This is a genomic window from Streptomyces sp. NPDC055243 (genome assembly GCF_044544025.1).
Lineage (GTDB): Bacteria > Actinomycetota > Actinomycetes > Streptomycetales > Streptomycetaceae > Streptomyces.
Map to the genome: position 1 here is coordinate 180,132 of NZ_JBITWR010000008.1, position 23,774 is coordinate 203,905.

The following is a 23,774-nucleotide window of genomic DNA, read 5'->3' on the forward strand; positions in this document are numbered from 1 at the left end:
CCGCCGCCCTCTCGGCGTGCTCGGCCACCGCCAGGACCGGGTCGCCGTTCAGTCGCTGATCCGAGCCACCGGACGACCCGTCAGAAGCCCTCGCCGTACCCCGGGGCACCGCGTCACGCGCCGATGAAGCTCACCGTTTCCGCCAGATCCGCCCGCCCGGTACGTGGCCGTGGCACACCTTCCTTCTCGAATCCCACCGAGACGCCGCAGAACAGCACGAGCCCGTCATCGGCTCCGACCACCTGACTGACCGTCTTGCGATACGTCGTCCACATCACCTGGGGGCAGCTGTGCAGCCCTTCCGCCCTCAGCAGCAGCATGACCGTCTGCAAGTACATCCCCGCGTCGCCCCATTGCCCGGGGCCCATCGTCCGGTCCAGGTAGCAGAACAGGACGACCGGAGCCCCGAACGCGTCCGCGTTCAAGGCAGCGATCTTCGTGGGTCTGCCGGGGTCGTCGCGCTCGATTCCCAGCGCCTTGTAGCGCAGGGCGGCCGCGGCGGAGAAGCGGTTCAGATACGGGGAGGTCAGCTCGGCCGGGTACATCGGGTACTCCCGATCGTCGCCCGGGTCTGCCGCCAGAGCCCTGGCCGTCGCGCGCTTCTTCAGTTCGGCCAGGGGCTCACCGGTCACGACGTACACATGCCAGGGCTGGAGGTTGCCGCTCGACGGAGCCCGTGTGGCCGCGGCCAGCACTCGTTGGAGTACGTCTTTGGGTATCGGCTCGTCGCTGAACGCCCGTACAGCCCTGCGACTGACCACGGCTTCATACACATCCACGTATTTCGCCCTCTCACTCCATGGCGGGCAGCGAAGACACCAGGATGATCGTCGCATCAGGCGAGCAGACCGGACGGAGCTTTGAGTTGCCGGTACGGGCCCCATTGCTCCGTCGACGTTCCTCCGTCGACGTTCCTCCGTCGACCGATCACGAAGTACCGCTGAGACTCACCCGCGTGCGCTGTCGGCACCCAGCGGCAGAGCCACCCGTTGCTCGGACGTGGCCCCTGCCTGCTTCAACTGCGTGCACCACGTGCATTCATCGCCCATGTGCCCGGGAGAGTCCAACCAGTAAGCACCGGTGAGAAGTTGGCCTTGGGGCGGGGTGGCGAGCGGACCTCTCGTGTCATCCATGTTCCGCTCAACGAGCCCCGATGACAGGGGTTTTGCAGAGCGACAACCCCGCTGGCCTCCCGCCGTCCGTGCGCCTGAAGTTCCCTCTGCATCGTATTCATATGGAAAAGAACGGGTAGGAGGGGCCGCTTCACCGTCGCCTACGAGTACCAGGACCGGTTACCGGGCGAGCTGGCCCGCCGTGGGCCTCAGACGCTCGGTTACTGCTTGCCGGTGCCGACGGGGTCCACCGTGACGGTCGCCACGGCCTTGTCGGAGACGGGGAGGTTGAGCGAGACCGGCAGGGTCTTGGAGTGCGTCTCGTTGGGCGGGGTGACGACGATGGTGGTGATGTCCAGGCCGGAGCCGCCGGAGCCGCCGGTGTCGTTGCGCGGGGTGTGGAGGGTGAAGCGGATCGTCTCACCGGACTTGAGGGCGACCGCCGGGGCGGCGAGCTTGCTGCGCTCGGCGCTGAGGCCGCCGGGGCCGCTGTCGGCCTTGAGGTCGACTCCCGGGAATCCCTTGAGGGAACAGGCGTCGCCGCCGGTGTTCTTCAGGGCGACCAGGAGGTCGCCCTCGCCCATGCCGTGGGAGGTGCTGAACTCGAGGTTGGCCGTCTTGCAGGTTCCGGTGGTGATCTGCCCGCCACCGCTGCCCTCGTCGGCCTCCCCAGCGGCCGAATCGTCGCTGCCGCCCGCGGTGTTCTCGTCGGTTGCGCCGCTGCCGCCGGAGGTCCCGGACGAGGACGAAGACGAGGACGACGAGGACGACGAACCGGAGGAGGAGCCGGAGCTCTTACCGCTCGCGGTGGCGTCCTCATCCCCCTGGCAGGCGGTGAGCGAGAGACCTGCGGCGAGGGCCAGAGCGGCGAGGGTGAGGTTCTTGGAGCGCATCGATTCTTCCTTGCGGTCGGTGTCGTCCGATCGGCACGAACGGGCGATACTGATCATCAGGACCCCCGCGGCCCGGGAAGCCGTTCCACCCGCCCGCCCCCTAATACATGCCTGTTACATGCGACTGCGAGACCCGGTGATGCCCCCTCCGCCGTGCGCACCTTCGAATCCCCCAACGCACCCCAACGCCTGGCCGTACGACAGCCGAGGGGAGGACGGTTCCGCGCCAGGGCGGCACGTAGGCTGACCACGGACTCGATGATCACGTGCCTGGGCGTGCTCCTGCGATCCGACGGCTGAGGCGCCTGGTGGCGGCCCGGGCTCGCCGGTGAAGGCGGCCAGGCGTACGACGGAGAAGGAGGCGGCCTCAGATGGGCGAGGACGTTCTGCGCTGGAGCGACTACCGCAGCATGCCGTGGAAGAACGGCGGCGGTACGACCCGCGAGGTCGCGTCGGGCGCCGTCCACGCGCCCCTCGCCTCGGCGAAGCCCGCGGACGGCTTCGATTGGCGGGTGAGTATCGCGGACGTGGACGCGGAAGGCGCCTTCTCCCCCTTTCCCGGGATCGACCGCGTGATCACCCTGGTCGAGGGCGAAGGCATGGTGCTGACCGTGGACGGAACCCCGCAACCGGTCGAGCCGTTGAGCCCCTTCGCGTTCTCCGGCGACGCGGCCACAGACTGTCGGCTGGAGGCGGGTGCGGTGCGCGACATGAACGTGATGACCCGCAGGGGCCGGGCGACGGCACACGTGCAGATCGTTACCGTCACCGCCGCGCAGGGGGCGGAAATGGCGTGCGCCGCGGGCGAAACGCTCCTCGTCATGGCTGCCACCGAGGGACTCGCCGTCGGCGGGCCGGAGGGAGGGGAGACCGCCCTGGGCCGTCTCGACTGCGTACGCCACCAAGGCCCGGGACCGCTGGCCCTGCGAGGCGACGGCACGGTGGCCGAGATCAGGATCACCGCGGCGCGCTGACGACATTCGGGCGGATTCCTCGGTCAGTCAACGGACCGCCCTGGGCGTGAGGTTGGGGGACGCCCGGTCTAACCGCTCCCCCACCGGGCCCGCAGAAAGCCGTCGGTCGGGCAGGACGGCAGTAAACAGCGGATCGCGTTCATCGACGTACAGGGACAAGGCTGCGGCGGCTCGGGCGCCGGCCACGTGGGCGGTCAGTTCCTGATACTCGGACGCGTCGGCGATCGTGCTGGTGATCACCCCGTTCTCGCCCTCCCATACGAACTCCACCGCGCCCCCGTCGGGTTCGGCGGGCAGGTCCGGCCAGACGGTCAACTGGGCACGCGGGGTGAGCCGGGCGCGTACCGCGTCCAGGGTGTTCTGGGCGAGGCGGTGCCAGCGGGAAGCGTTGCTGAGGTATTCCTCCTCCAATATCGCTGCCTGCCCCATGTCGATGGACCGGCGAAGTCGGGACCAGAAGTCCTCGTCGGCGGGCCGCTGCACGCCGGGGTCATCGAGGTCCGCACCGTAGGGCGAACGCTCCAACCGCTCCGGAAAGAGGCCGAGCGCCCGGGTGCGGGCAACGGCTCCCTCGCAGGGCTTGTCGCTGCTGACGCTGTGGCCGAGTTCGCGCTGTCGGCTGGTCACTGGCCCCCTCCTGGACCGGCAGGCTCGCCCGTCGGATGACGCTCCCGAAGCCTCCGAACATCCTGTGGCCGAATCGGATGTATCCCACGAAATACATCCTTGACGCGCGGTTGGCCCAGCAGGAACGTGTGCCCACTGTCACGTCACGCACGGACACTAGGGAGGGACACCATGCCCGCAGGTTCCGAGGGCCATGGAGAGGTCCAGTTCGAGGAAGCGAAGGTCGAGGAGTCGCAGATTCACTTCCTCGGAGGGCAGCGACCCGAAGGCGTGAGCCCGCAGGATCTGTCCGGCTTCGGGTGGACGTACCGGCACAACTGGGGTCCGCGCAACGGCTGGTGGATCCTCAACCTGACCTCCAACAGCTTCGGCCCCAACACCCGTGCCTTCGTCTCGATCAGCGAGGGACCGACAGGCAGCGGCGGCAAGTTCATCGGCGGCGCCCGCTACCAGGTGTACAACATCGCGCCGGACAGCGGCGTCGTGTCGATCCGCGTGTTCATCGACTGGTCCTCACCGATCGGCCTGGTCGCGGACTACCTGTTCGTCAACCCGTAGTCGCTCACCCATCACCGCACGGAAGCGGTCTCGTCCCCTTCCCCGCCGGGAGGGGACGAGCCATCTGCACCTCCGCGCGTCCGGCGGATTCCCGGCCGGGCACACGGATCAGCTGAAGACCACCGTCCGGTTGCCGTGGAGCAGGATGCGGCCCTGGCAGTGCCAGTTGACCGCACGGGACAGTGCCAGGCGTTCGGGGCAGCTGAGGGTGAGGACGACCTCGCTGTTCATGCGTGGCTCCTCAGCACTCGACGTCTCGGCGCCCGATGACGATGTACACGAAGGCGGCGTACACGCAGGAGCGCGCGGCCCGTTCGCAAGGGATCTATGCCGGCTGGAAACAGGTCGGCGACGCACGTGCTCATCGGCTGCCCCTGTACTCCGTGCACGCGTCGACGAGCCAGGTGGCCAAGTAGGGCGCGAACGAGGAGCGGACCAGCAGCCATACGCTGCGGGCGGCCTCTCCCCGCACCACCAGCGTGATCGGCGCCTGCGCCAGCAGCGTGGTCAGGCATGAGCCGACGGGTGTCACGCGCGGGTCGAGATCGATGGCACAGCCGTGGGCCAGCACCGTGCGCACCAGGTGTCCGGACAGGGCCAGGGTGGTGCGCTGCGCCGAGACGTCGGTGACCGTGGCGAACTCCTCGCCGATGGCCGATCGCAGTTGGGCGGTGAGGGCGTCCTGGCGGCCGTCGGGGGCCATCAGGAGCCGTTCGTCCGGGCCCATCCACAGCGCCTTGATCTCGCCGGACATCTCCGCGCGCAGGGGGCCGGGCAGCGTGAGGCCCAGGGACGCCTCGACGGCACGGGCCGCGCGGCTGCCGGGTTGCAGCCGCAGGGTGAGCTGGGTCAGGAAGGGCAGTTCCCGCGTCTGTAGTCCGGTGGGCAGGTGCGCCAGGGTGTCCTGCCACGCACCGAGCGGGCTGAAGCGGGCGGATGTCTCAACCGTCACGGCGAGCTCCCTCCTTGTCGAAGAGCACGGGTTCGGTCACGGTCACCGGGACGGTCCGGCCGTCCAGTGGGACGTAGAGGGTCTCGCCGATGCGCTGGGTGCCGGCGCGCACCAGGGCCAGGGCGAACGTCCGCCGCAGGGCGTCGCTGCGGTAGCTGGAGGTGACATGGCCCAGCATGGGCACCGGGGGTGCCGGGATATTGCTGGTGGCGATGATCTGGGCGCCTTCGGGCAGGAGGATCGTCTCGTCGGCCGGTAGCAGGCCCACCAGTTGCTTGCGGTCGCCGCGTTGGTTCTCCGCGCGGGCGAAGGAGCGCTTGCCGATGAAGTCCGGCTTCTTCTTGGACACCACCCACGCCATGCCCAGGTCCTGCGGGGTGACGGTGCCGTCGGTGTCCTGGCCGACGATGGGGTAGGCCTTCTCGGCGCGCAGCACGTGCATCGTCTCGGTGCCGTACGCGGTGATGCCGAACGCGCCGCCGGCTTCGTACAGGGCCTTCCATACGGTGATTGCGTGCCAGGCGGGCACGTTGATCTCGTAGGCGAGTTCACCGGAGAAACTGATGCGGCACACCCGCGCGGGGATGCCGGCCACGGGGGTGTCGCGCCAGGACATGAACGGGAAGGCGTCGTTGTCGACGTCCAGTTCGGGGGCCACCTGGGCAAGGACGTCGCGGGAGCGCGGGCCGACCAGGGGGATGGTCGCCCAGTGCTCGGTGACCGAGGTGAGGTGCACGCGCAGGTCGGGCCACTCCGTCTGTAGCCACTCCTCCATCCATTCGAGGACCTTGGCCGCGTTGCCGGTGGTGGTGGTCAGCAGGAACTCCTGCTCGGCGACGCGGATCACGGTGCCGTCGTCGAGGACCATGCCGTCGACGCCGCACATCACGCCGTAGCGGACCCGGCCCACCTTGAGCGTGCTCATCAGGTTCGTGTAGAGCCGGTCCAGGAGCACGCCGGCGTCCGGCCCCTGCACGTTGATCTTGCCGAGGGTGGAGCCGTCCATGATGGCGACGCCGGTGCGGGCCGCCCGGCATTCGCGCAGCACCGCCTGGTCCATGCTCTCGCCGGGCCGCGGGTAGTACCAGGGGCGCTTCCACTGGCCGACGTCCTCGAACAGGGCGCCGTGCGCGACATGCCAGGGGTGCAGGGCGGTGACCCGGGTCGGGTCGAACAACTCTCCGCGGTTGCGGCCCGCGAAGGCGGCGAAGGACACCGGCACGCCGGGTGGGCGGAAGCGGGTGGTGCCCAGTTCGGCGACGTCGATCCCGAGCGCCTCGGCGACGATGCCCGAGGCCATCACGCCCGATGTGCGGCCCTGGTCGTGGGCGGTTCCGATGGTGGTGTAGCGCTTGACGTGCTCCACCGACCGCAGGCCTGCCCCGGTGGCCCGCAGCACGTCGGTGACCAGGGCATCGCGCTGCAGGTCGACGAACTGGTGCGAGCCGTCCGGGTCTTCTCGGGGGCTCGGGACGCGCCACAGCACCTGGCCGGGGGCAGTCTCCGTCTCCGTATCCTTTTCCGCAAGCGGGTAGGTGGCCGGTGCAGGGGTTGTCCTGCCGAGCGCGGACAGGGCTTGCGATGCGGCGTGCGCGCCCTCGCTCAGGCAGCCGTCCAGGGTGAAGGTGCCACTTGCCGCTCCCGCCGCGCGGACGGTGTCCGGCGCCTGCGCGGGTACGAAGGCTCCGATTCCGGCGTCGTAGCTCAGGGCGCCTCGGGCCTGGCTGAACAGGGCCACGGCCGGGTTCCAGCCGCCGGAGACGAGCAGCAGATCGCAGTCGATGCCCTGCCGGCCGCCGAGGCGTCCGTTGCTGAAGGGGGCGACGTGGGCGCGCGAGACGTGCTTGATGCCGCTGGTTCCGGTGATGACGTGGCCGGTGCGTACGTCGATGCCGCGCTCTGCGCATGCGCCGCGCCAGTGCGTCGGAACGTCCTCGCGGGCGTCGATCACCCCGGCGACGCGCAGGCCCGCGTCGGCCAGTTCGAGCGCGGCCGGGTAGGCGCTGTCGTTCGTGGTGAACACGACGGCCCGCTGCCCGGGCAGCACGCCGAAGCGGTTGAGGTAGGTGCGCGCGGCGCCGGCCAGCATGATGCCGGGGCGGTCGTTGTCGTCGAAGGCGACCGGCCGCTCGTAGGCGCCGGTGGCGTACACGACCTGCCGGGCGCGGATGCGCCAGATCCGCTGGCGCGAGAGGTGGGCGGGCGCCGCGGCACCGAGGTGGTCCGTGCGCTTCTCCAGGGCCAGGACGAGTCCGTCGTCGTAATGACCGAAGGCGGTGGTGCGCCGCAACACCCGTACGTCGGCACAGGCGTCGAGCTCCGCGGCCGCCCGGCGGACCCACGCGGTCGCCGGTGCGCCGTCGAGGAGTTCCTGGCTGCCCAGCAGCGACCCGCCGGGCTCGGGAAGTTCGTCGACGAGGATCACGCGGGCTCCGGCACGGGCCGCCGTCAGTGCGGCGGTCAGGCCTGCCGGTCCCGCGCCGACGACCAGGAGGTCGCAGTGGGCGTGCAGGGTGTCGTAGCGGGCCGTGTCCGGCTCGCTGCTCAGCCTGCCCTGGCCGGACAGCCCCCGGGCGACGAGGCCCTCGTACAGCTCCACGGTGGTGGCCGTGAGCATGGGTTCGGGGAAGGGCGCCTCGATCTGCACCAGCGCGTTGGGCTCTTCGGTTCCTGCGGCGAGGACGCCGCGCGGCCTTCGGTACTTGATGCCGTTGGCCACGTGGTGCACGCCGTTGGCCAGCAGGGCCGAGGCGAGGGTGTCGCCGGGGTGCCCGGTGTAGGTGGCGCCGTCGAAGGTGAAGGAGAGGGTGGTCTCGCGGTCGATGTGGCCGTGGCCGGGGGCACGGAATGGGGTGGTCATCGGGTGTCCTCCTGGCCTGTCCGCCGCGGTGCGGTCCTTGTGGTGAGGGGGCGCTCGGCACCGGGCGGGCAGACCGCGAGGAACTCGTGACTGACGGTGTCGCGCAGGGCGTTGAACCAGCGTCGGCAGCCGGCCGCGTGCACCCACCGCTCGGCGAACGGGCCTTGGGGGTTGTCGCGGAAGAAGACGTACTGGGCCCACTGCTCGTCGTCGAGCGCGTACGGATCGTCGGGATAGGCGATGTGCGCCTGTCCGCCGTAGTGGAACTCGGCTTCTTCCCGCTCACCGCACCAGGGGCAGGCTATGAGCTGCATGTCGATCTCCTTGGCCGGGCGGCGGTTCAGTGGGCGACGGCGGCCGCGCCGTGCTCGTCGACCAGGGCGCCGGTGGTGAAGCGCGCCAGGGTGAAGGGCGCGTTGTAGGGGTGCGGTTCCCCGGTGGCGATGGTGTGCGCGTAGCACCAGCCGACGCCCGGTGTGGCCTTGAAGCCGCCGGTGCCCCAGCCACAGTTGAGATAGAGGTCCTGGACGGGGGTCAGTCCGACGATGGGTGAGGCGTCGGGCGTGACGTCGACGATGCCGGCCCAGGTGCGGAGCATGTGGGCGCGGGCGAAGACGGGGAAGAGTTCGAGTGCGGCGGCCATCTGGCGTTCGATGATGTGGAACGCGCCGCGCTGTCCGTAGCCGTTGTAGCTGTCGATGCCGGCGCCCATGACGAGCTCGCCCTTGTGGGCCTGGGAGACGTACACATGCACGGCGTTCGACATCACCACGGTCGGATGCACCGGTTCCAGGAGTTCGGAGACCAGCGCCTGGAGCGGGTGGCTCTGCAGGGGCAGCCGCAGCCCGGCCATGGAGGCGAGGACGGAGGAGTGCCCTGCGGCCGCCAGTGCCACCTTTCCGGCGGCGATGGGGCCGCGCGTGGTCCGCACTCCCCTGACGCGGCCGTCGTGGATGTCGATGCCGGTGACTTCGCAGTTCTGGATCAGGTCGATGCCGTAGTCGTCGGCCTTGCGCGCGAAGCCCCAGGCGACGTAGTCGTGCTTGGCGATGCCCGCGCGCGGCTGGTACGTGGCGCCGTGGACCGGATAGCGCACGTCGGGTGAGGTGTTGACGATCGGGCAGACCTTGGCGACCTCGTCCGGCTCCAGCCACTCGGCGTCGATGCCGTTGAGTTGGTTGGCATGGACGCGGCGCTTGCTGTCGCGGACGTCCTGCAGGCTGTGGGCGAGGTTCAGGACGCCGCGCTGGCTGAAGAGGATGGGGTAGTCCAGGTCCTCCTCAAGGGTCTCCCACAGCTTGAGCGAGTGCTCGTAGATGCCGGAGCTCTCGTCCCACAGGTAGTTGGAACGGATGATGGTGGTGTTGCGGGCCATGTTGCCGCCCGCCAGCCAGCCCTTCTCCAGGACCGCGATGTTGGTGATGCCGTGATTCTTGGCCAGGTAGTAGGCGGTGGCCAGGCCGTGCCCGCCGCCGCCGACGATGACCACGTCGTAGGACGGCTTGGGGTCGGGATTGCGCCACAGGAAGTCGGGGTGGTCGGGCAGGACGTCGCCGGGCGCGGCGGGAGGGGCCTCGTGCGGGTGCGTCACTGGCCGGCCTCCTGGGCTGCGGAGCGGCCTACGTGCTGGTCAAAGGTGTGCGCAGTCATGAGAACTCCCTCGGGAGCAACTAAAAGACGACTGATATATCAACTTCTTGTTGCGATACACTAGGAGCGCGGATTGAGCCGCGTCAAGGGAGGATCCGGAGTGACTGCGTCGACCGTCGCTGGTCAGGGCCATGGAACGCTGGCCGACCAGGCCTACCGCTCCCTCTCGGACCGTCTGGTGACCCTCCAGATCCGCCCCGGAGAGCCCCTCAACGACGAGCGGATCGCCGCCGAACTCGGCTTCGGGCGCACCCCGGTCCGCGAGGCCCTCAAGCGCCTCGAACACGAACGCCTCATCGTCGCCTACCCCCGGCGCGGCACCTTCGCCACCGAGGTACAGATCGCCGACCTCGGCCACATCTCAGAGGTCCGCCAGCAACTCGAGCCCCTGGCAGCCTCGTTGGCCGCTCAACGCGCCGGCGAGGCCGACCGCGAGCAACTCAACCAACTGCTCGGCCAGTTGGCGGACACCTCCGGCGGCGACACGGACCTGATCCGGCTCGACATGGCCGTGCACCGCGCCATCTACGCCGCGACGCGCAACCCCTACCTCGAGGACACCCTGGTCAGGTACGACAACCTGGCCACCCGGATCTGGTGCCTGTTCCTCGACCGGCTGCCGGCCCTGGCCGGTCACGTGCACGAGCACGGGCCGCTGCTGCACGCCATCATCGACCGCGACGCGGAGAAGGCCGCGACCCTGGCCGCGGGCCACGTGGACGGGTTCGAGACGGCGATCCGCGGCGTCATCTGAACCGCGCAGCAGCAGCGGGTGGATCAGGGCGCGTTGAGGTCGACCGGCGGCAAAAAGGCACCTGACAGATCGACACAGTGGTGCTTATGATGCGCGGGATGAAGACCTTCTCCTCGTACGGAATGGGGGAATCGTCCGCGCAAGGTGAGTGCTGATGGCACTTCACCCTGCGAGCGAGATTCCGCCCCACCTGTTGATGTGGCAGCGCGTGCGTGAGTACGCCGTGCCACTGTCCATGATCGAGACCGCCACCGCCCGGCGTATGGCCGGTGACTGGGCCGGGGCATGCGCCGCCGCCCGGATCGACGTCGATCTCGATCTGCGCGCCGTGCGCGACCGCCACGGCTCCGAGCTCACCACCCGCCTCCGGGCAGATCTGCGCCGCCTCGCGCCGGATCTGCTGCGCTGGCACCTGCCCCGCATCGCCCCCGACGGACGGCTCCGGCCCGGCCTCACCATCTCCCTTGCCCGATACCGCAGTTCGGGCACCACGCCGCTACAGCTGGTGGTGCGGACGCCGCCGGCCCGGGCGGACGCCGGACAGCGGGCGTCCTTGGCACTGTGGGAGGAGTCCGGGAGCAGCGCCCCCGGACATCATCCGCACCCGCATCCCGACCGGCGCTTCCGGCTCGACCTGCACCGACATCTCTGGGATGCCGAACGCAGCGGCGAGCTGCCCCGGCGGTGTGGGGCGGGCGGGGTGCTCGTGCCTCGTCAGCCGGGTCAGCCGGGTCATCCGAGCCTGCAGGGTCTGCAGGGTTTTCAGGGGCTGCGGGGTCACCCCGCCGTCCCCGAAGCCTCGTTGGCGTCCGCTCGGTGGGCCGCCGAGGCTGACCTGTTGCTGCGGGCCGAAGGGCGTCCTCGCGGGGCCTTCACCGTGCGGCTCGGCGCGCGTACCCGTGCCGTGCTCGAACTCCTCGCTCCCGACGACAGCCATGCCCCCACGTTCCGGCCCCTGCGGGAGGCGCTGCCGCCCCAGGAGGTCGCGGCGCTTCCGGTGCTGCCCGAGGCGGCCGTACGGGTCCTGCCGGACCTGGAGCTCCTGCGGGCCGGGCTGATCCCGGCTGATCGGCTGCACCCGCTGGTCGCCGCGGCGTTTACGGCGTACGGCTCGGCATGGGGGGCGTACGACTCGGCACCGGCAGCCGGACGCGCCCCCGATCCCGGCGATCCGCACCGGGTGGAGTGCCGGGGCGAGGTGCACCGCATCGCATTGCGGGACGGTGTGCTGAAGGCGATCGATCACGACCCTGCCCAACTGCACCGCGAAGAGCTGCTGGTGGCGCTCGGCGGTCCCGCGCTGCCCTGCCTGCGCGCGATCGACGCGGTGCACCGCAGCCCGGAGGCACTGCCTGCGGTCCGCGAGCGGCTGCGCCACGGCGATGTCGCCGGAGCGCTCGCCGTGGTCGAAGGGCTGCTCGGCCCCGGTGCGGTCCTGCGCGACGGGCCGCTCAGGGAAGAGCTGCGGGCGGCCGCTGCCCGCCGCGTCGAGCACGGCCTCTTCCGCTCGGGGCTGGTCGCCGTGCATCCCGATGCCGGTGCGACAGGAGGCGCGTACGCCTCCGGGGGCGGGCGCACGGATGCCGGTCACCGTCCACGGCTCAACCGCCACACACCTCTGCCGACGCGTCAAAAGCTCAGCAGTCGGGCCCGGCCGCGCACCGGCCTGCACCGCTGACCGGGCGTACGCCTGACCGTCTGACCGGGCGACCGCCCGACCGGCTTGCCCCGCCGCCCACGTCCCTTGCTCACACGTCTCACTTGGCGCACTCGGCGCCGACCGCCCATCCCAAGCGATCCGAAACGGGCCCTCCCGTTCCCTTCCCACCCCCAGGTGATGCCCATGACCTCCAGCACCCTCCTGCCCCTGCCCGCGCCCGCCCCCTCCCCCGCCGACGCAATCGCAACCGCATCCGCATCCGCAACCGGCACCCAACTCGCCCTCTCCGACGACCTCCTGGCCCTCCTCCGCACGACCACCACCGAGCCCCGCCCCGACGAACAGCTCGAAGCGCTCACCCTGGCCGTCGCGGCCGACCTGCCCGTCCTGCTCTGGGGCGAGCCGGGCATCGGCAAGACCGCGGCCCTGACCCAGCTAGCCGCCTCCCTCGACCTGCCGCTGACGACCGTGATCGCCAGCGTCCACGAGCCGTCCGACTTCTCCGGGCTGCCCATCGTGGGCGACGACCCGCAGGTGCAGGGGGTGCCCATGGCACCACCGCAGTGGGCCGTGGAACTCGTGCGGGCCGGGCGGGGGCTGCTCTTCCTGGACGAACTGTCCACCGCCACCCCGGCCGTGCAGGCCGCACTGCTCCGGGTCGTCCTGGAGCGGAGGGTCGGTGCGCTGCAACTGCCGCCAGGAGTAAGGATCGTGGCCGCCGCCAACCCGCGCGCGTCCGCGGCCGACGGGTGGGAGCTGAGCCCGCCGCTGGCCAACCGGTTCGTACATCTGCACTGGGTGCACGAGCGCGAGGTGGTGGTGCGCGGCCTCGGCGGCGTCTGGCCCCGGGCACAGCTGCCCCAACTGCTGCCCGAACGGCTGCCGGAGGCCGTGGCTTACGCGCGGCGCGCGATCTGCGGCTTCCTCGAGGCGCGGCCTACGCTGATCCACCGGCTGCCGAGCACCGAGACGCGGCGCGGCGGCGCCTGGCCCTCGCCGCGCAGCTGGGAGGCCGCGCTGACCCTGCTGGCCTTCGGTACGGCGGCCGGCGTCTCCCGGGAGGTGCTCGCGCTGGTGGTGCGGGGCGCGGTGGGGGACGGTCCCGGGCTCGAACTCCTCGCCCATCTCGACCGGATGGACCTGCCGGACCCCGAGACCCTGCTCGCCGATCCGGCCTCCGCCGAACTGCCGGAACGCGGCGATCTGCGGCAGGCCGTACTGGAGGCGGTGGTGGCCGCCGTCGGGGCGCGGCCGCGACGGGAACGCTGGGAGGCAGGCTGGGCGGTGCTGGCCCGGGCCCTGGAGACCGGCACCCCGGACCTGCTGGTCGCCCCGGCGACCGCACTGGCCGGGCTGCGCCGCGACGACTGGGAGATACCGCGGACGGTGGAGCGGCTGACGGGGGTCATCGGCATCGCCCAGCGGGCGGAGCGCTCGGTGGCGCGGACCGTGGGCGGGCGTACGCAGGCGGCGCGCCGATGACGCGGCCCACGCAGCGGCCGTTGCCGCGCCCGATGCCCCGGCCCGCGCCGCCGCGCCCGGTGCGGGCCGCCCTCCCCAAGCCGACGGCCGGTGCGGGCGAGGCGGTCGGTGGGCCCGCACTCCCGCTGGATTGGGAGAAGTTGCTCGCCGCGCGGCTGCACGCGGTGCGGGTGCGCCCCTATCTGGCCGCCGCGCTGTTCGCCCTGCACGTGGTGGAGGACCGGACGGTGCCCACGATGGCGGTGGACGCGCACTGGCGCTGCTACGTCTCACCGGCCTTCGTGGCGCGCATCCCCGTGGAAGAGCTCGCGGGGGTCTGGGTGCACGAGGTCTCCCATCTGCTGCGCGACCACCACGGGCGGGGCGAACGGTACGCGCGCGAGCACGAGGAGCACGGCCCCGGTGAACGGCTGCGGCGCAACATCGCCGCCGACTTCGAGATCAACGACGACATCTACGACGACTGCCTTCCCCGCCCCGTAGGGGCGGTGCTGCCGTCACTGCTGCGGCTGCCCGACGGCCTGCTGATGGAGGAGTACCTGCGGACGGCCTCGATGTCCGGGCTCACCGCCGATCTGGCCTGGCTCGACTGCGGCAGCGGGGCCGACGGGCACACCCGGCCCTGGGAGCTGGGCCCCGAGGGGGCGCACGGGCTGAGCAGGCGGCAGCGGGACGCGGTCCGCTTCCGGGTCGCCGAGGGCATCAAGGGGCGGCCGGGCCAGGCTCCGGAGGGGTGGCGGCGGTGGGCGGAGGAGGCGTTCCATCCACCGCAGCCGTGGCGGCAGTTGCTGGGGGCGGCGGTCCGGTCGGCGGCGGGTGCGCCGGGGGCGGGCGAGGACCACAGCTACCGGCGCCCGTCCCGGCGTTCGGCCGCTGTCCCCGGGGTGGTGCTGCCGAGCCTGCGCCGGACACCGCCCCGGGTCTGCGTCGTGATCGACACCTCCGGTTCGGTGAGCGACGCCGAGCTGGGAAGCGCGCTGCTCGAGGTGGCGGCGATCTCGCGGGCGGTGGGCGGGCGGCGCGACCTGGTCTCGGTGATCTCCTGCGACGCGGCGGCCGGAGTCGCCGTACCGATCTGCCGCGCCGAGAACATCGAGCTGATCGGCGGCGGTGGAACGGATCTGCGTTCCGGCTTCGCCCGGGCCCTGCGCTCCGGGCCCCGCCCTGACGTGATCGTGGCCCTGACGGACGGTCAGACACCGTGGCCCTCCGCGCAGCCGCCCTGCCGCACCGTCGTCGGCCTCTTCCCCCGCCCCACCCGCGCCAAGGACGAGGAGAACCCCGACTACGTCCCGACCACCCCGCCGCCCTGGGCGCGGGTCGTGACCATCAACTGAGCCATCGCATGTTCATGTTCACGAATTGAGCCATCACATGACCACGGCCCGGCTCTCCTGCCGACCCGGTGCGCGGGTCGTTCCGATCCCGGCCCGCTATTCGGTGCGCAGCGCCGTGGCCGTTCGCGTTCTGGCGGCCCAGCCGGCGGGCAGGAGCGCGCCCAGGGTGGCGATGAGCAGGCCGCCGAGGGTGAGCGGGAGCAGTTGGGCCCCGTGGTAGACGGCGATGACGGAATCGGGCAGGCGAAGTCCCACGCTGTCGCCCATCGCGGGCAGAACCCAGCCGTGCAGGGCGACTCCGAGGGGCACACCCAGGGCACCCGCCACCAGTCCGGTCACGGCGACCGAAGTGATGACCATCGCGATGGTCTGCCGGGGGGTCATGCCGAGCGCCTTGTGGACACCGATCTCCCGGACGCGCTCGCGGGTGTCGAGCAGTACGCCGTTGAGTACGCCCAGCGCGGCGACGGCGACGAGCATCAGCGTGAGGATTCCGGCCAGCGCGTTGAGCGTGACGACCATGTCGCCACCGGCGTCGAGCCCTCCGGCCCGAGCTGTGGCCCCCAGCGGCGCCAAGTCCTGGTTCAGCGCTTCGACGTAGCCGGGCACGTCGGTACCGGACGTGACCGCGATGTGATGGCTCGCCTCCGTCAGATCGGGGTGGGCGGCCGTGAGCGTCGAGGCGTCGGTGAAGACCTGCATGCCGTCGTTGCGGGGGTCGAGCACCTCGCCGACGATCCGGACCGTGACCGGCTCGGCCAGGCCGTTCACGGTGACGGTGTCGCCGACACGGGTGCCGGTGGCGGCCAGGAAGGGGGTCGGGACCACGGCTTCGCCGGGCTTGTCGATCCAGCGCCCCGAGACCATGGTGTATCCGCCCCAGGAGGCGTCGCCGGTGAAGGCGATCACGTCGACGGTGCCGGTCAGGCCGGAGACGGTCGTGCGTACCGTCGCGGCGCTGTAGTACTTCCCGGTGCCCGAGCTGCCCTTGACGGCCGCGGTGACCGCGGCGGGATCGGGTGACGGCCGCCGCTTCTCGGGACCGGTGCCTGGGGGGCCGAAGTCCGGCAGGGGCGCGGGCACGACGACATCGGCGACGTCGTGCGCCTTGGCCTTCATCACCTGGCCGAGCGAGGCGCTCATCCCCACGGTGAAGGTGACGGCGACGGCCCCGAACAGGACCGCTGTGCCCATCGCCAGCGCGCGGGCAGGACGGGCGAAGGGGCGGGCCAGACCCAGCGCGAGCGACTGCGGCAACGGCAGCCGGCCGGCCAGGCGGGCCGCCCACCGGCCGCGGCCCGCCGAAGCGGTGCGCCCGACGGCGAGCGCGTCGGCCGTACGCAGCCGCCCTGCCCGCCAGGCGCCGGCCCACGCGGTCACTGCCACCAGGCCGAGCACCCCGCCGATCACCGCCAGGTCGACCCAGGGGGCGATGGTCAACGACGAGGTGCCGTAGGCCTGCTCGGCCTCGGCCAGCACCGGAACGGCCAGCAGGTGGCCGGCGAAGACACCGAGGACCGTGCCGGCGGCGGCCGGGATCAGCGCCTGGCCGACGTAGGCCCGCACCACCTGGGCCGGGGTGAAGCCGACGGCCTTGAGGATGCCGATGCGGCGCGTTGCCGTACCGACGGCCGACGCGACGACGTTGCCGACGATGAGCACCGACATGACCAGGCCCAGGGCGCCGAACGCGATGAGGAACGGGACGTAGAGGGCGGTGTCCTGTTCGGCGGTCTTCTTGACCGTCAGCCAGGACTGTTGGCCCACCGCCGCTCCAGGCGGCAGGGACTGCGTCACGGCCTTGCCACCCGTGCTGATCCGCGCGGCGGTGCTCGCGTCGGTGAAGCGGTAGAGCATCTCGTAGCCGCCGCTGCCGCGCGCGGTGAGCGCCGGCATCTGGGACGGCACCACCCAGGCGTCAGCGGTCCGCGTGACCGAGCGGGCCACCCCGACCACCGTCAGCGTCGGATCCCCCGGCAGCTCGGGGTAGACGACCTTCATCCCCATGGTCGGGATGAGCGAGGAGTCGGCGGACAGCACGATCTCGCCGGACCGCGTGGGCCACCGTCCGTCGAGCAGGGCCACCTCGTCCACGTCCCGGCCGGGATCGCCCCGGCCGACCACGGTCATCGGCCACCCGGGGCTCGCCCCGTCCGACCGCGGGGTGACCGTCGCCGTACGGAACGGCCCGGCCGCGGCGCTCACGCCGTCGGTGTCCTTGGACCTCGACAGCTGTCCGGCCTGCACCTTGCCCGCGTCGAACTGCACGGCCAGATGCGCGCCGTGCTGCCGGGCGAAGGCGTCGTCGAAGGGCGCGCCGGACGCCACGAGCAGGGAGCCGCCCAGGACGGAGGCGGCCACCGCCATCATCGTGGCGAGCCCGATCACCAGCGTCTGTACCCGGCGTCGTCCCACCCCCGAGCGCACCACCTTGCCGAGCGCGCTCATCGAACAGCCCCCGGGGCGACAGCCGGCGACCGGACGTCCTGGGTGATGCGGCCGTCGGTGATGTGGACCGTACGGTTCGTGCACGAGTGGGCCAGAGCCAGGTCGTGGGTGACCACGACGAGGGTCTGCCCCTCGGCATTGAGGTCGGTGAGCAGCCGGCTGACGTCCTGGCCCGCGGCCGTGTCCAGCGCCCCGGTCGGCTCGTCGGCCAGCAGCAGCGCCGGCCGGTTCATCAACGCCCGTGCCACCGCGACGCGTTGCCGCTCGCCGCCGGAGAGGCGTCCCGGGTAGGCGCGGGCGTGCCGTTCCATGCCCAGCAGTTGCAGGAGTTCCGCCGCCCGGCGGTCCCCCTCGCCACGTGCCGTCCCCGTGAGGCGCGCGGGCAGGACGACATTGTCGGTGACGGTCAGGTCGTCGAGCAGGTTGAAGAACTGGAAGACCATGCCGATCTTCGACCGCCGATAGCGCGCCGACGCGGCCTCGCCCAGCCGGTCCACCCGTACCCCGTCCACGGTGACCGTCCCCGTGTCGGGCCGGTCCAGGCCCGCGATCAGATTGAGCAGCGTGGACTTGCCGCTGCCGGACGGGCCAAGGATCGCGACGGCCTCGCCGCGCCGCACGGTCAGCGATGCCTCGTGCAGGGCGGGCGGGCCGTCGTCGTATCGGCGGCCCACTCCACTCAGTTCGATCACCGGCAGGGTCATGGAAGGCTCCTTGGGTACGGGCAGTTGGCTGGACGAATGGCTGCACGAACGCTAGGAGCGGGCCCCTGCCGAGCGCGTCGCCCGCCCGAGCCCATTGCGGTACCGCGCTGGGATGAGCCCCGCAAAGGTCATCCCTGCGATGTAGGCGACCGATGTATCCGCAGGGCCGGGAATGGCCACCGGGACGGACTCGCCGGGCCCTGCGCGGCGACGACAATGAGCCGGTGATGAACGTACGTACGACGCTGGATCGGCTGCGGGAAGCCGCCGGCCGGACCGTCCGCGACGCCCGGCTTGCGAGCGGTGCGCCGCTGCGGCCCACGCGGCGCGCCTGGCAGTTCGACGTACTGGTGGCCCTGGTCCTCGGAATCGTCACCGTCTACTACGGCATCGACAACGCCGGCAACGTCGTCCTGCGGGAGATCGCACCCGGCGTGGAGCGCGCCGTCCCGCGCCCGTCCGGCCCCGGCGGCCTGGCCCTGATGGTGACTCTCGCGGCCGTCGCCTCGGGCGCCCTGGCGCTGCGCCGCCGCTACCCGCTGGCCGTGCTGTGCGTCGTGACGGCCGCGACGCTGGCGACACCGCAGAGCGTCATGCGCCTGACCTTCTACGCGTTCGTCATCGCCGTCTACAGCGCCGCCGTCTACAGCCCGAACCGGTTGGCGACGCTGGCGGCGCTGCCGGTGTCGGTCGTCCTGGTCGGCACCTCGGGCAATTCGGTGACGACGATCGTCCCCAACGAATACATCGCCCTGCTGATCCTGGTCCCGATGGCCGTGGCCGCCGTCGGCCTGCGGACCTGGAAACTCCGCACCGACGAGGGCCGCACCCGACTCTCGGCCCTGGAACGCGAACAGGCCCAGGCGCTGCGCCGGGCCGTCGAGCACGAGCGGGCCAGGATCGCCCGCGAACTGCACGACGTCGTCACCCACAACGTCAGCGTGATGATCATCCAGGCGGGCGCCGCCCGCAAGATCATGAAGACCGCCCCCGAGGAGGCCGGCCAGGCGCTGCTCGCCGTCGAGGCCGGCGGGCGGGCGGCCATGACCGAGCTGCGCCACGTGATGGGACTGCTCACCATGTCCGACGAGGGTGAGGGACCGGACGGAGACGGGGACCTGGCCGATACGGCGGCGGCGCTGGCCCCGCAGCCCGGCCTGGACCAGTTGGAAAGTCTCGTCGGACGGGTGCGGGAGACCGGACTGCCCGTCGCCCTGACCGTGACCGGCCCGCCCCGTCCGCTCCCGCCCGGCCTCGAACTGGCCGCGTACCGCGTGGTCCAGGAAGGCTTGACCAACACCGTGAAGCACGCGTCGGGCGCCACCGCCGCCGTGATCGTCGAGTACGGCCAGGACCGGCTGCGGGTGAAAGTCACCGACACCGGCGGGCACCCGGGCGCGGGCGCGCCCACCGGCAACGGTCGGGGCCTGATCGGCCTGCGCGAGCGTCTCGCCGTCTACGACGGAACCCTGGACACCGGCCGGAGCCTGACCGGCGGCTACCGTGTGGAGGCCCTGATCCCCTTGGAGACACCGTGACCGAACCACTGCGCGTGCTCCTGGCCGACGACCAGACACTGGTCCGCACCGGCTTCCGGCTGATCCTCGGGGCCGACGGCATCGACGTCGTCGCCGAGGCGTCCGACGGAGCCGAAGCCGTCGAAGCGGTGCGGCGCACCCGTCCCGACGTGGTCCTGATGGACGTCCGGATGCCGGAGATGGACGGTCTGGAGGCCACCCGCCGCATCCTCACCGGCGCCCACGACGCCCCTCGCGTCATCATCCTGACCACCTTCGACCTCGACCGCTACGTCTACGCGGCGCTGTCCGCCGGAGCCAGCGGCTTCCTCCTCAAGGACGTCACTCCCGAGCAACTGACCGCGGCCGTCCGCACGGTGCGCACCGGCGACGCCCTCCTGGCGCCCGCCATCACCCGGCGCCTGGTGCGGCGATTCACCCGGCAGGGCAGCGGCGCCGCAGCCCTCCACCGCGACCTCGCCGCGCTGACCCCGCGCGAGCTGGAGGTCCTCGGACTGCTGGCCCAAGGGCTGAGCAATGCCGAGCTCGCCACCCGCCTCCACCTGGCGGAGGCGACCGTCAAGACACACGTCGCCCGCATCCTCGCCAAGCTGCGACTCCGCGACCGGGTACAGGCGGTCATCGTCGCCTACGAGACGGGACTGGTCAGCGCGGGCGCCCGCGAGGCGGCTGAACAGCCCACCGAGCACGCGTGACCCGAAACGGGATGCGACGCCGTGGTCACCCCAACCATGCGGCAAATCATTTCAGTTGCCGACACGCTCCCCACGACCGATCCTGGGCACTGGTCGAGCGAGGAGGACAGGATGGGGCTCGTGCTCTTCCCCGGAGACGACGACGTGACCGGCCCGGACGTCTCCTGGTCCTACACCGGCTTCAGCATGTTCAGGACGTGGCTGGCCCGGACCGAGGGGTTCGGCCTCTCTGAGATGTGCGGCTTCGGCGGAGACCGCCCGTGGAGCAGCGTCTCGACCACTCTGGCACCCCTGCTCAACCATGCAGATGACGATGGTCCGGACCTCACGCCCGCTCAATGCGCCGCCATGCTGCCCCGGCTCGAAGCAATCATCGGTCAGCGGCAACACGATGACAGCGACCTCGTTCTCCGACGGCGCATCGATGACACCTGCCAGCTGGTCACCGTCCTCAAGATCTGCTCGAACAAGGACGTCGGGCTCGTCTTCGGCTGACCACCGGACCGCAAACGGCCAGGCGGACGCCCGCCGAGCGCCCCGGGCCAGTGGCCCCGCAGCGGCGGCTTAGGGTGGCGCGAATGCACCATCCTGTCGATCGATCCGCCCTGGACCTGCTCGATGCCCACCTGGAGGCTCTCTGGGGTGGGGCGGACCTCCCGCTTCCGCGTCTTCTTCCTGCCCCCGACGGAGCGGACGAGCTCGTCCGCTGGGCGCTCGACCGGCTGCAAGCCATCCCGCATGAGCCGAAGGACGTCTTCCGGCGCCAGGTCGGCAGCCTGGTCACGGAGTTCCGCAGCCGTCAATGTCCCTGGAACGCTGCGGCACTGCGGCTGTTCGACGACGTCTACACCTTCATCGCCACCGGTCCTCGCCGACACCAGGACTGGGCGCACGATGTCCTCGCCGTGCTGCACCGGAAGGTCCGCGACCCGGCGGATGCGGCAGCCGATGCGCTAGCCGTCATGACCGAGGAGTAGCAGGGGGAGTTCGCACCCGTCCGTCACCGCCCGGACCGGGACGCCGTACTGGCAGATGCCCGAACCCTGCTCCAGCGGTACGGCCCCACCGCACGCTATTGGACGAACGCGACGGCAGCCGCCGGCGACCCGGCCCCGGACTTCATCACACCGGGTCTTCAGGACACCGGCTCCCACGGCTTCCTCACTTCCGAGTACATCAAGGGCCTCGATCTGTTCGATGACCTGGGCCTGATCGCGGTGGCCGACGACGAGGTGGGCGTGTTCTGGTCGATCGGGGCCTTTTGATGCCCCTGCTCATGCCCCGCGCGGATGCCCTGCCGCTGTCGGCGGCACCGCGGCGCCTCTCCGCACCGGTGGGCGGGGAGTCGGCGTAGGGCACGGTTCACCGTGTCGTTAGCCCGGGCGCGCGCCGGTTCGGCGTCACGCTGGTGGGAAGCCGCAGAGTGACCATGAAGAGTTGGTCAGCACACGGAGAGCTCGTGCGATCGCGCGAGGACACAAAGAGGAAACAAAGGAGACGGCAGATGCTGTTCGGCAAAGAGCACGTCGAGCGTTACGTAGCGACCGATGGCGCAGAAGGCCACGACTGGCAGAACACCACGGTGCTGATCCTCACCACCATCGGACGCAAGAGCGGCGAGCAGCGCAGCACTCCGCTGATCTACCAGCCCTACGGTGACGCGGTGCTGGTGGTGGCTTCCAACGGCGGAGCCGACCAGCCGCCCCTGTGGTACCGCAACATCGAGGCGAACCCCGAGGTCCAGGTGCAGGTGAAGGGCGACCGCTACACCGCCCGCGCGCGGACCGCAGGACCGGACGAGAAGCCGGACATGTGGCGGACCATGGCCGCCACCTGGCCCGCCTACGACGACTACCAGCGCAAGACCGACCGGGAGATCCCGGTCGTGGTCCTCGAACGCGTCTGAGGCTCAGGCCACCGGCGCACCCCCGTGCCCGTGCCCGCGTCCGTCCATCCGAGTTGAGGGTGTCGTGTTCGGGCGCGGGCGCGGGCGCGCGGGATCAGGCTCAGGCAGGCGTCCGCATGTGGCGTTCGACGGCGATCTTTAATCCGTTGGTCGCGTGGCTGGGTGCGCCCTACAGTGACGCCCGATGACACTCCTACATGTTCATGACTACGGGGGCGAAGGCCCTCAACTGGTTCTCCTGCACGGTTTCTCACGGTCGCTCAGCGACTGGGACACCGCCGCCGCCCAGCTCACCTCCGGACACCGCGTCCTCGCCGTGGACCTTCCCGGACACGGCCACTCCCCCAGCATCTCCCCCTGGACCCTCCCCACCGTGCTGCGGCAGATCACGGACACGCTCGACGCGCACGGCGTGCCGGAGGCCGTGATGGTGGGCCATTCCCTCGGCGGACTGATCGCGGTCGAGTACGCCCGGGCCAACCCGGAACGCACCCGCGGGGCGGTGAATCTCGACGGCTTCTGGTGGGGACCCGAATACCCCGGTGCTGAACGGGTCAGTGAGTGGCTGCTGTCCTCGGCCGGTGCCATCGCCCCGCCCGAGTACATCGAGCAACAGGTCACCAACGCCGCCCGGCTGGGGATTCCCGCCGATCGCGCGGAGACCGCTGCCCGCGCGGCCGCACGCCCGCTGCCCGACGGCACGTGGCAGACGCTGCCGGAACGGGCGCAGGCGATGGGGATCGTCGACGAACTCCACAAGCTCGGCGCGCTCGGCGTCACCGCCTGGCTCGACCGTGTCGACCGCCCGCTGCTGGTGGTCCAGGCAGGCCGACGGCCTTCGCCGCCGCCGGGGCTGGAGTGGTTCGGCGAGTTCAGCGCCCGGTTCGCACAAGGTGTCTCCGACGAGCTGACCGCACTCGCGCGCACGCGGCCGACGGTCGGCGTCCACCGGATCGACGCCACCCACATCATGCACATGGAGACGCCGGACGCGGTGGCGACACTGATCGGCGCGTTCGCGCGGGGACTGCCGGACTGATCCATGACGGGGCGCCGGGCCTGCCCAGGTTCACGCCGCCCCCGAGCAACCCGTCCGTGTACGCCGCCGGATGCCCTTCCGGAGCCGTCGGGGCCCACGCCGGGCCGTCATGAGCCTGCGTCGGTGCGGGTGATGAAGACGGTTATGCGGCCCACATTGCCCCTCACCACAGCGGCGTACGGCGGGTGGCGATGTGGGCTCCGGCGGGTCCGGGGGTGCGCGGTGCGAGACCCACCGTGACGGCATTCCCACGATGGCCGCGGGGCCCCAGACCGGGCGGCTTCCGCCCGCTTCGGCGAAAGGGTTGCAGAGCCGCCGGCTTCAGCCCGTCCCGGCCCACCGCGCACGGTCGGTGGCCTCGCAGATCGCCATGGTCGAGTGCGGGCTCGGCGTTACCGTGGTGCCCGCCGCCGTGTCCGCGTCACACCCCGCCGTCCGGTTCCGACCGCTCCGCCACGCGACGGCGACCATCGAACTCACCGCCATGACCAGATCCGGCCCCGGCGCGCTCGCCGAGCGACTCACCGCCGTCGCGACGCGGCTGGCCACGGACCATCCTCCGCCGCCCGACGGCTGAGCCAGGGC

23 protein-coding genes are annotated in these 23,774 nt (G+C 71.4%); 13 read left to right on the plus strand and 10 right to left on the minus strand.

Annotated elements, in window-relative coordinates:
* Window positions 1–113: 113 nt before the first annotated feature.
* Together ACIGXX_RS24015 and ACIGXX_RS24020 are read right to left on the minus strand one after the other, a co-directional pair.
* Window positions 114–779, minus strand: coding sequence for a nitroreductase (locus ACIGXX_RS24015; RefSeq protein ID WP_351166242.1), 666 nt, complete (start codon window positions 777–779; stop codon window positions 114–116).
* Between the two features lie 554 nt (window positions 780–1,333).
* Entirely contained in the window at window positions 1,334–2,005 is a 672-nt protein-coding gene (locus tag ACIGXX_RS24020; protein WP_399978580.1) for a DUF4232 domain-containing protein, read from the minus strand.
* 371 nt (window positions 2,006–2,376) lie between these two features.
* On the opposite strand from ACIGXX_RS24020, the gene ACIGXX_RS24025 reads away from it, so the two are divergent.
* A complete protein-coding gene (locus tag ACIGXX_RS24025) occupies window positions 2,377–2,979 on the plus strand; it encodes a HutD family protein (protein WP_399978583.1) in 603 nt (200 codons plus the stop codon).
* A 27-nt stretch (window positions 2,980–3,006) separates the two neighbouring features.
* Here the strand turns inward: ACIGXX_RS24025 and ACIGXX_RS24030 are convergent, their stop codons facing one another.
* A complete protein-coding gene (locus tag ACIGXX_RS24030) occupies window positions 3,007–3,606 on the minus strand; it encodes a hypothetical protein (protein ID WP_399978586.1) in 600 nt (199 codons plus the stop codon).
* Window positions 3,607–3,777: 171 nt separating this feature from the next.
* Here ACIGXX_RS24030 and ACIGXX_RS24035 point away from each other — a divergent pair, with 171 nt between their 5' ends.
* Window positions 3,778–4,164 (plus strand): hypothetical protein, encoded by a 387-nt coding sequence (locus ACIGXX_RS24035; protein WP_351166234.1) that lies wholly within the window; start codon window positions 3,778–3,780, stop codon window positions 4,162–4,164.
* 108 nt (window positions 4,165–4,272) lie between these two features.
* Here the strand turns inward: ACIGXX_RS24035 and ACIGXX_RS24040 are convergent, their stop codons facing one another.
* The 5 genes from ACIGXX_RS24040 to ACIGXX_RS24060 all read right to left on the minus strand — a co-directional run bounded on the left by ACIGXX_RS24040 (window position 4,273) and on the right by ACIGXX_RS24060 (window position 9,567).
* Complete coding sequence (locus ACIGXX_RS24040) at window positions 4,273–4,395, minus strand: hypothetical protein (RefSeq protein WP_351166232.1); 123 nt, start codon at window positions 4,393–4,395, stop codon at window positions 4,273–4,275.
* 130 nt (window positions 4,396–4,525) lie between these two features.
* Window positions 4,526–5,116: a sarcosine oxidase subunit gamma gene (locus ACIGXX_RS24045; RefSeq protein ID WP_399978590.1), complete on the minus strand. Its 591-nt coding sequence runs from the start codon at window positions 5,114–5,116 to the stop codon at window positions 4,526–4,528.
* A complete protein-coding gene (locus ACIGXX_RS24050; RefSeq protein ID WP_399978593.1) occupies window positions 5,106–7,976 on the minus strand; it encodes a sarcosine oxidase subunit alpha family protein in 2,871 nt (956 codons plus the stop codon). Before ACIGXX_RS24050 ends, ACIGXX_RS24045 begins: the two co-directional genes overlap by 11 nt.
* Window positions 7,973–8,290, minus strand: coding sequence for a sarcosine oxidase subunit delta (locus ACIGXX_RS24055; protein WP_399978596.1), 318 nt, complete (start codon window positions 8,288–8,290; stop codon window positions 7,973–7,975). Before ACIGXX_RS24055 ends, ACIGXX_RS24050 begins: the two co-directional genes overlap by 4 nt.
* A gap of 26 nt (window positions 8,291–8,316) precedes the next feature.
* The gene (locus tag ACIGXX_RS24060; protein WP_399978598.1) at window positions 8,317–9,567 is read right to left on the minus strand and encodes a sarcosine oxidase subunit beta family protein; all 1,251 of its coding nucleotides are present in this window, start codon (window positions 9,565–9,567) and stop codon (window positions 8,317–8,319) included.
* Window positions 9,568–9,726: 159 nt separating this feature from the next.
* On the opposite strand from ACIGXX_RS24060, the gene ACIGXX_RS24065 reads away from it, so the two are divergent.
* From ACIGXX_RS24065 to ACIGXX_RS24080, 4 genes are all read left to right on the plus strand, one after another.
* A complete protein-coding gene (locus ACIGXX_RS24065) occupies window positions 9,727–10,380 on the plus strand; it encodes a GntR family transcriptional regulator (protein WP_361465648.1) in 654 nt (217 codons plus the stop codon).
* 154 nt (window positions 10,381–10,534) lie between these two features.
* Window positions 10,535–12,058 (plus strand): hypothetical protein, encoded by a 1,524-nt coding sequence (locus tag ACIGXX_RS24070; protein ID WP_399978602.1) that lies wholly within the window; start codon window positions 10,535–10,537, stop codon window positions 12,056–12,058.
* A gap of 165 nt (window positions 12,059–12,223) precedes the next feature.
* Complete coding sequence (locus tag ACIGXX_RS24075) at window positions 12,224–13,522, plus strand: AAA family ATPase (RefSeq protein ID WP_399978605.1); 1,299 nt, start codon at window positions 12,224–12,226, stop codon at window positions 13,520–13,522.
* Window positions 13,519–14,859, plus strand: a complete 1,341-nt coding sequence (locus tag ACIGXX_RS24080; protein WP_399978608.1) for a VWA-like domain-containing protein — start codon at window positions 13,519–13,521, stop codon at window positions 14,857–14,859. Before ACIGXX_RS24075 ends, ACIGXX_RS24080 begins: the two co-directional genes overlap by 4 nt.
* Window positions 14,860–14,955: 96 nt before the next feature.
* On the opposite strand, the gene ACIGXX_RS24085 is transcribed toward ACIGXX_RS24080, so the two are convergent.
* Both ACIGXX_RS24085 and ACIGXX_RS24090 read right to left on the minus strand, forming a co-directional pair.
* Complete coding sequence (locus ACIGXX_RS24085; RefSeq protein WP_399978611.1) at window positions 14,956–17,307, minus strand: ABC transporter permease; 2,352 nt, start codon at window positions 17,305–17,307, stop codon at window positions 14,956–14,958.
* Window positions 17,304–18,011 carry an ABC transporter ATP-binding protein gene (locus ACIGXX_RS24090; protein ID WP_383822014.1) on the minus strand — a complete coding sequence of 236 codons (708 nt, stop codon included), beginning with the start codon at window positions 18,009–18,011 and terminating at the stop codon, window positions 17,304–17,306. Before ACIGXX_RS24090 ends, ACIGXX_RS24085 begins: the two co-directional genes overlap by 4 nt.
* Window positions 18,012–18,238: 227 nt before the next feature.
* On the opposite strand from ACIGXX_RS24090, the gene ACIGXX_RS24095 reads away from it, so the two are divergent.
* The 7 genes from ACIGXX_RS24095 (at window position 18,239) to ACIGXX_RS24125 (ending at window position 23,766) form a co-directional block, all read left to right on the plus strand.
* The gene (locus tag ACIGXX_RS24095) at window positions 18,239–19,549 is read left to right on the plus strand and encodes a sensor histidine kinase (protein ID WP_399978616.1); all 1,311 of its coding nucleotides are present in this window, start codon (window positions 18,239–18,241) and stop codon (window positions 19,547–19,549) included.
* Window positions 19,546–20,244, plus strand: coding sequence for a response regulator transcription factor (locus ACIGXX_RS24100; protein WP_351166214.1), 699 nt, complete (start codon window positions 19,546–19,548; stop codon window positions 20,242–20,244). Before ACIGXX_RS24095 ends, ACIGXX_RS24100 begins: the two co-directional genes overlap by 4 nt.
* Before the next feature lie 111 nt (window positions 20,245–20,355).
* A complete protein-coding gene (locus ACIGXX_RS24105; RefSeq protein WP_399978620.1) occupies window positions 20,356–20,739 on the plus strand; it encodes a hypothetical protein in 384 nt (127 codons plus the stop codon).
* An 83-nt stretch (window positions 20,740–20,822) separates the two neighbouring features.
* The gene (locus ACIGXX_RS24110; RefSeq protein ID WP_399978623.1) at window positions 20,823–21,221 is read left to right on the plus strand and encodes a hypothetical protein; all 399 of its coding nucleotides are present in this window, start codon (window positions 20,823–20,825) and stop codon (window positions 21,219–21,221) included.
* Window positions 21,222–21,748: 527 nt separating this feature from the next.
* Window positions 21,749–22,150, plus strand: a complete 402-nt coding sequence (locus ACIGXX_RS24115) for a nitroreductase family deazaflavin-dependent oxidoreductase (RefSeq protein ID WP_351166208.1) — start codon at window positions 21,749–21,751, stop codon at window positions 22,148–22,150.
* Between the two features lie 184 nt (window positions 22,151–22,334).
* Complete coding sequence (locus ACIGXX_RS24120; RefSeq protein ID WP_399978626.1) at window positions 22,335–23,189, plus strand: alpha/beta fold hydrolase; 855 nt, start codon at window positions 22,335–22,337, stop codon at window positions 23,187–23,189.
* A 352-nt stretch (window positions 23,190–23,541) separates the two neighbouring features.
* Window positions 23,542–23,766: a hypothetical protein gene (locus tag ACIGXX_RS24125; protein WP_361465671.1), complete on the plus strand. Its 225-nt coding sequence runs from the start codon at window positions 23,542–23,544 to the stop codon at window positions 23,764–23,766.
* Window positions 23,767–23,774 lie beyond the last annotated feature (8 nt).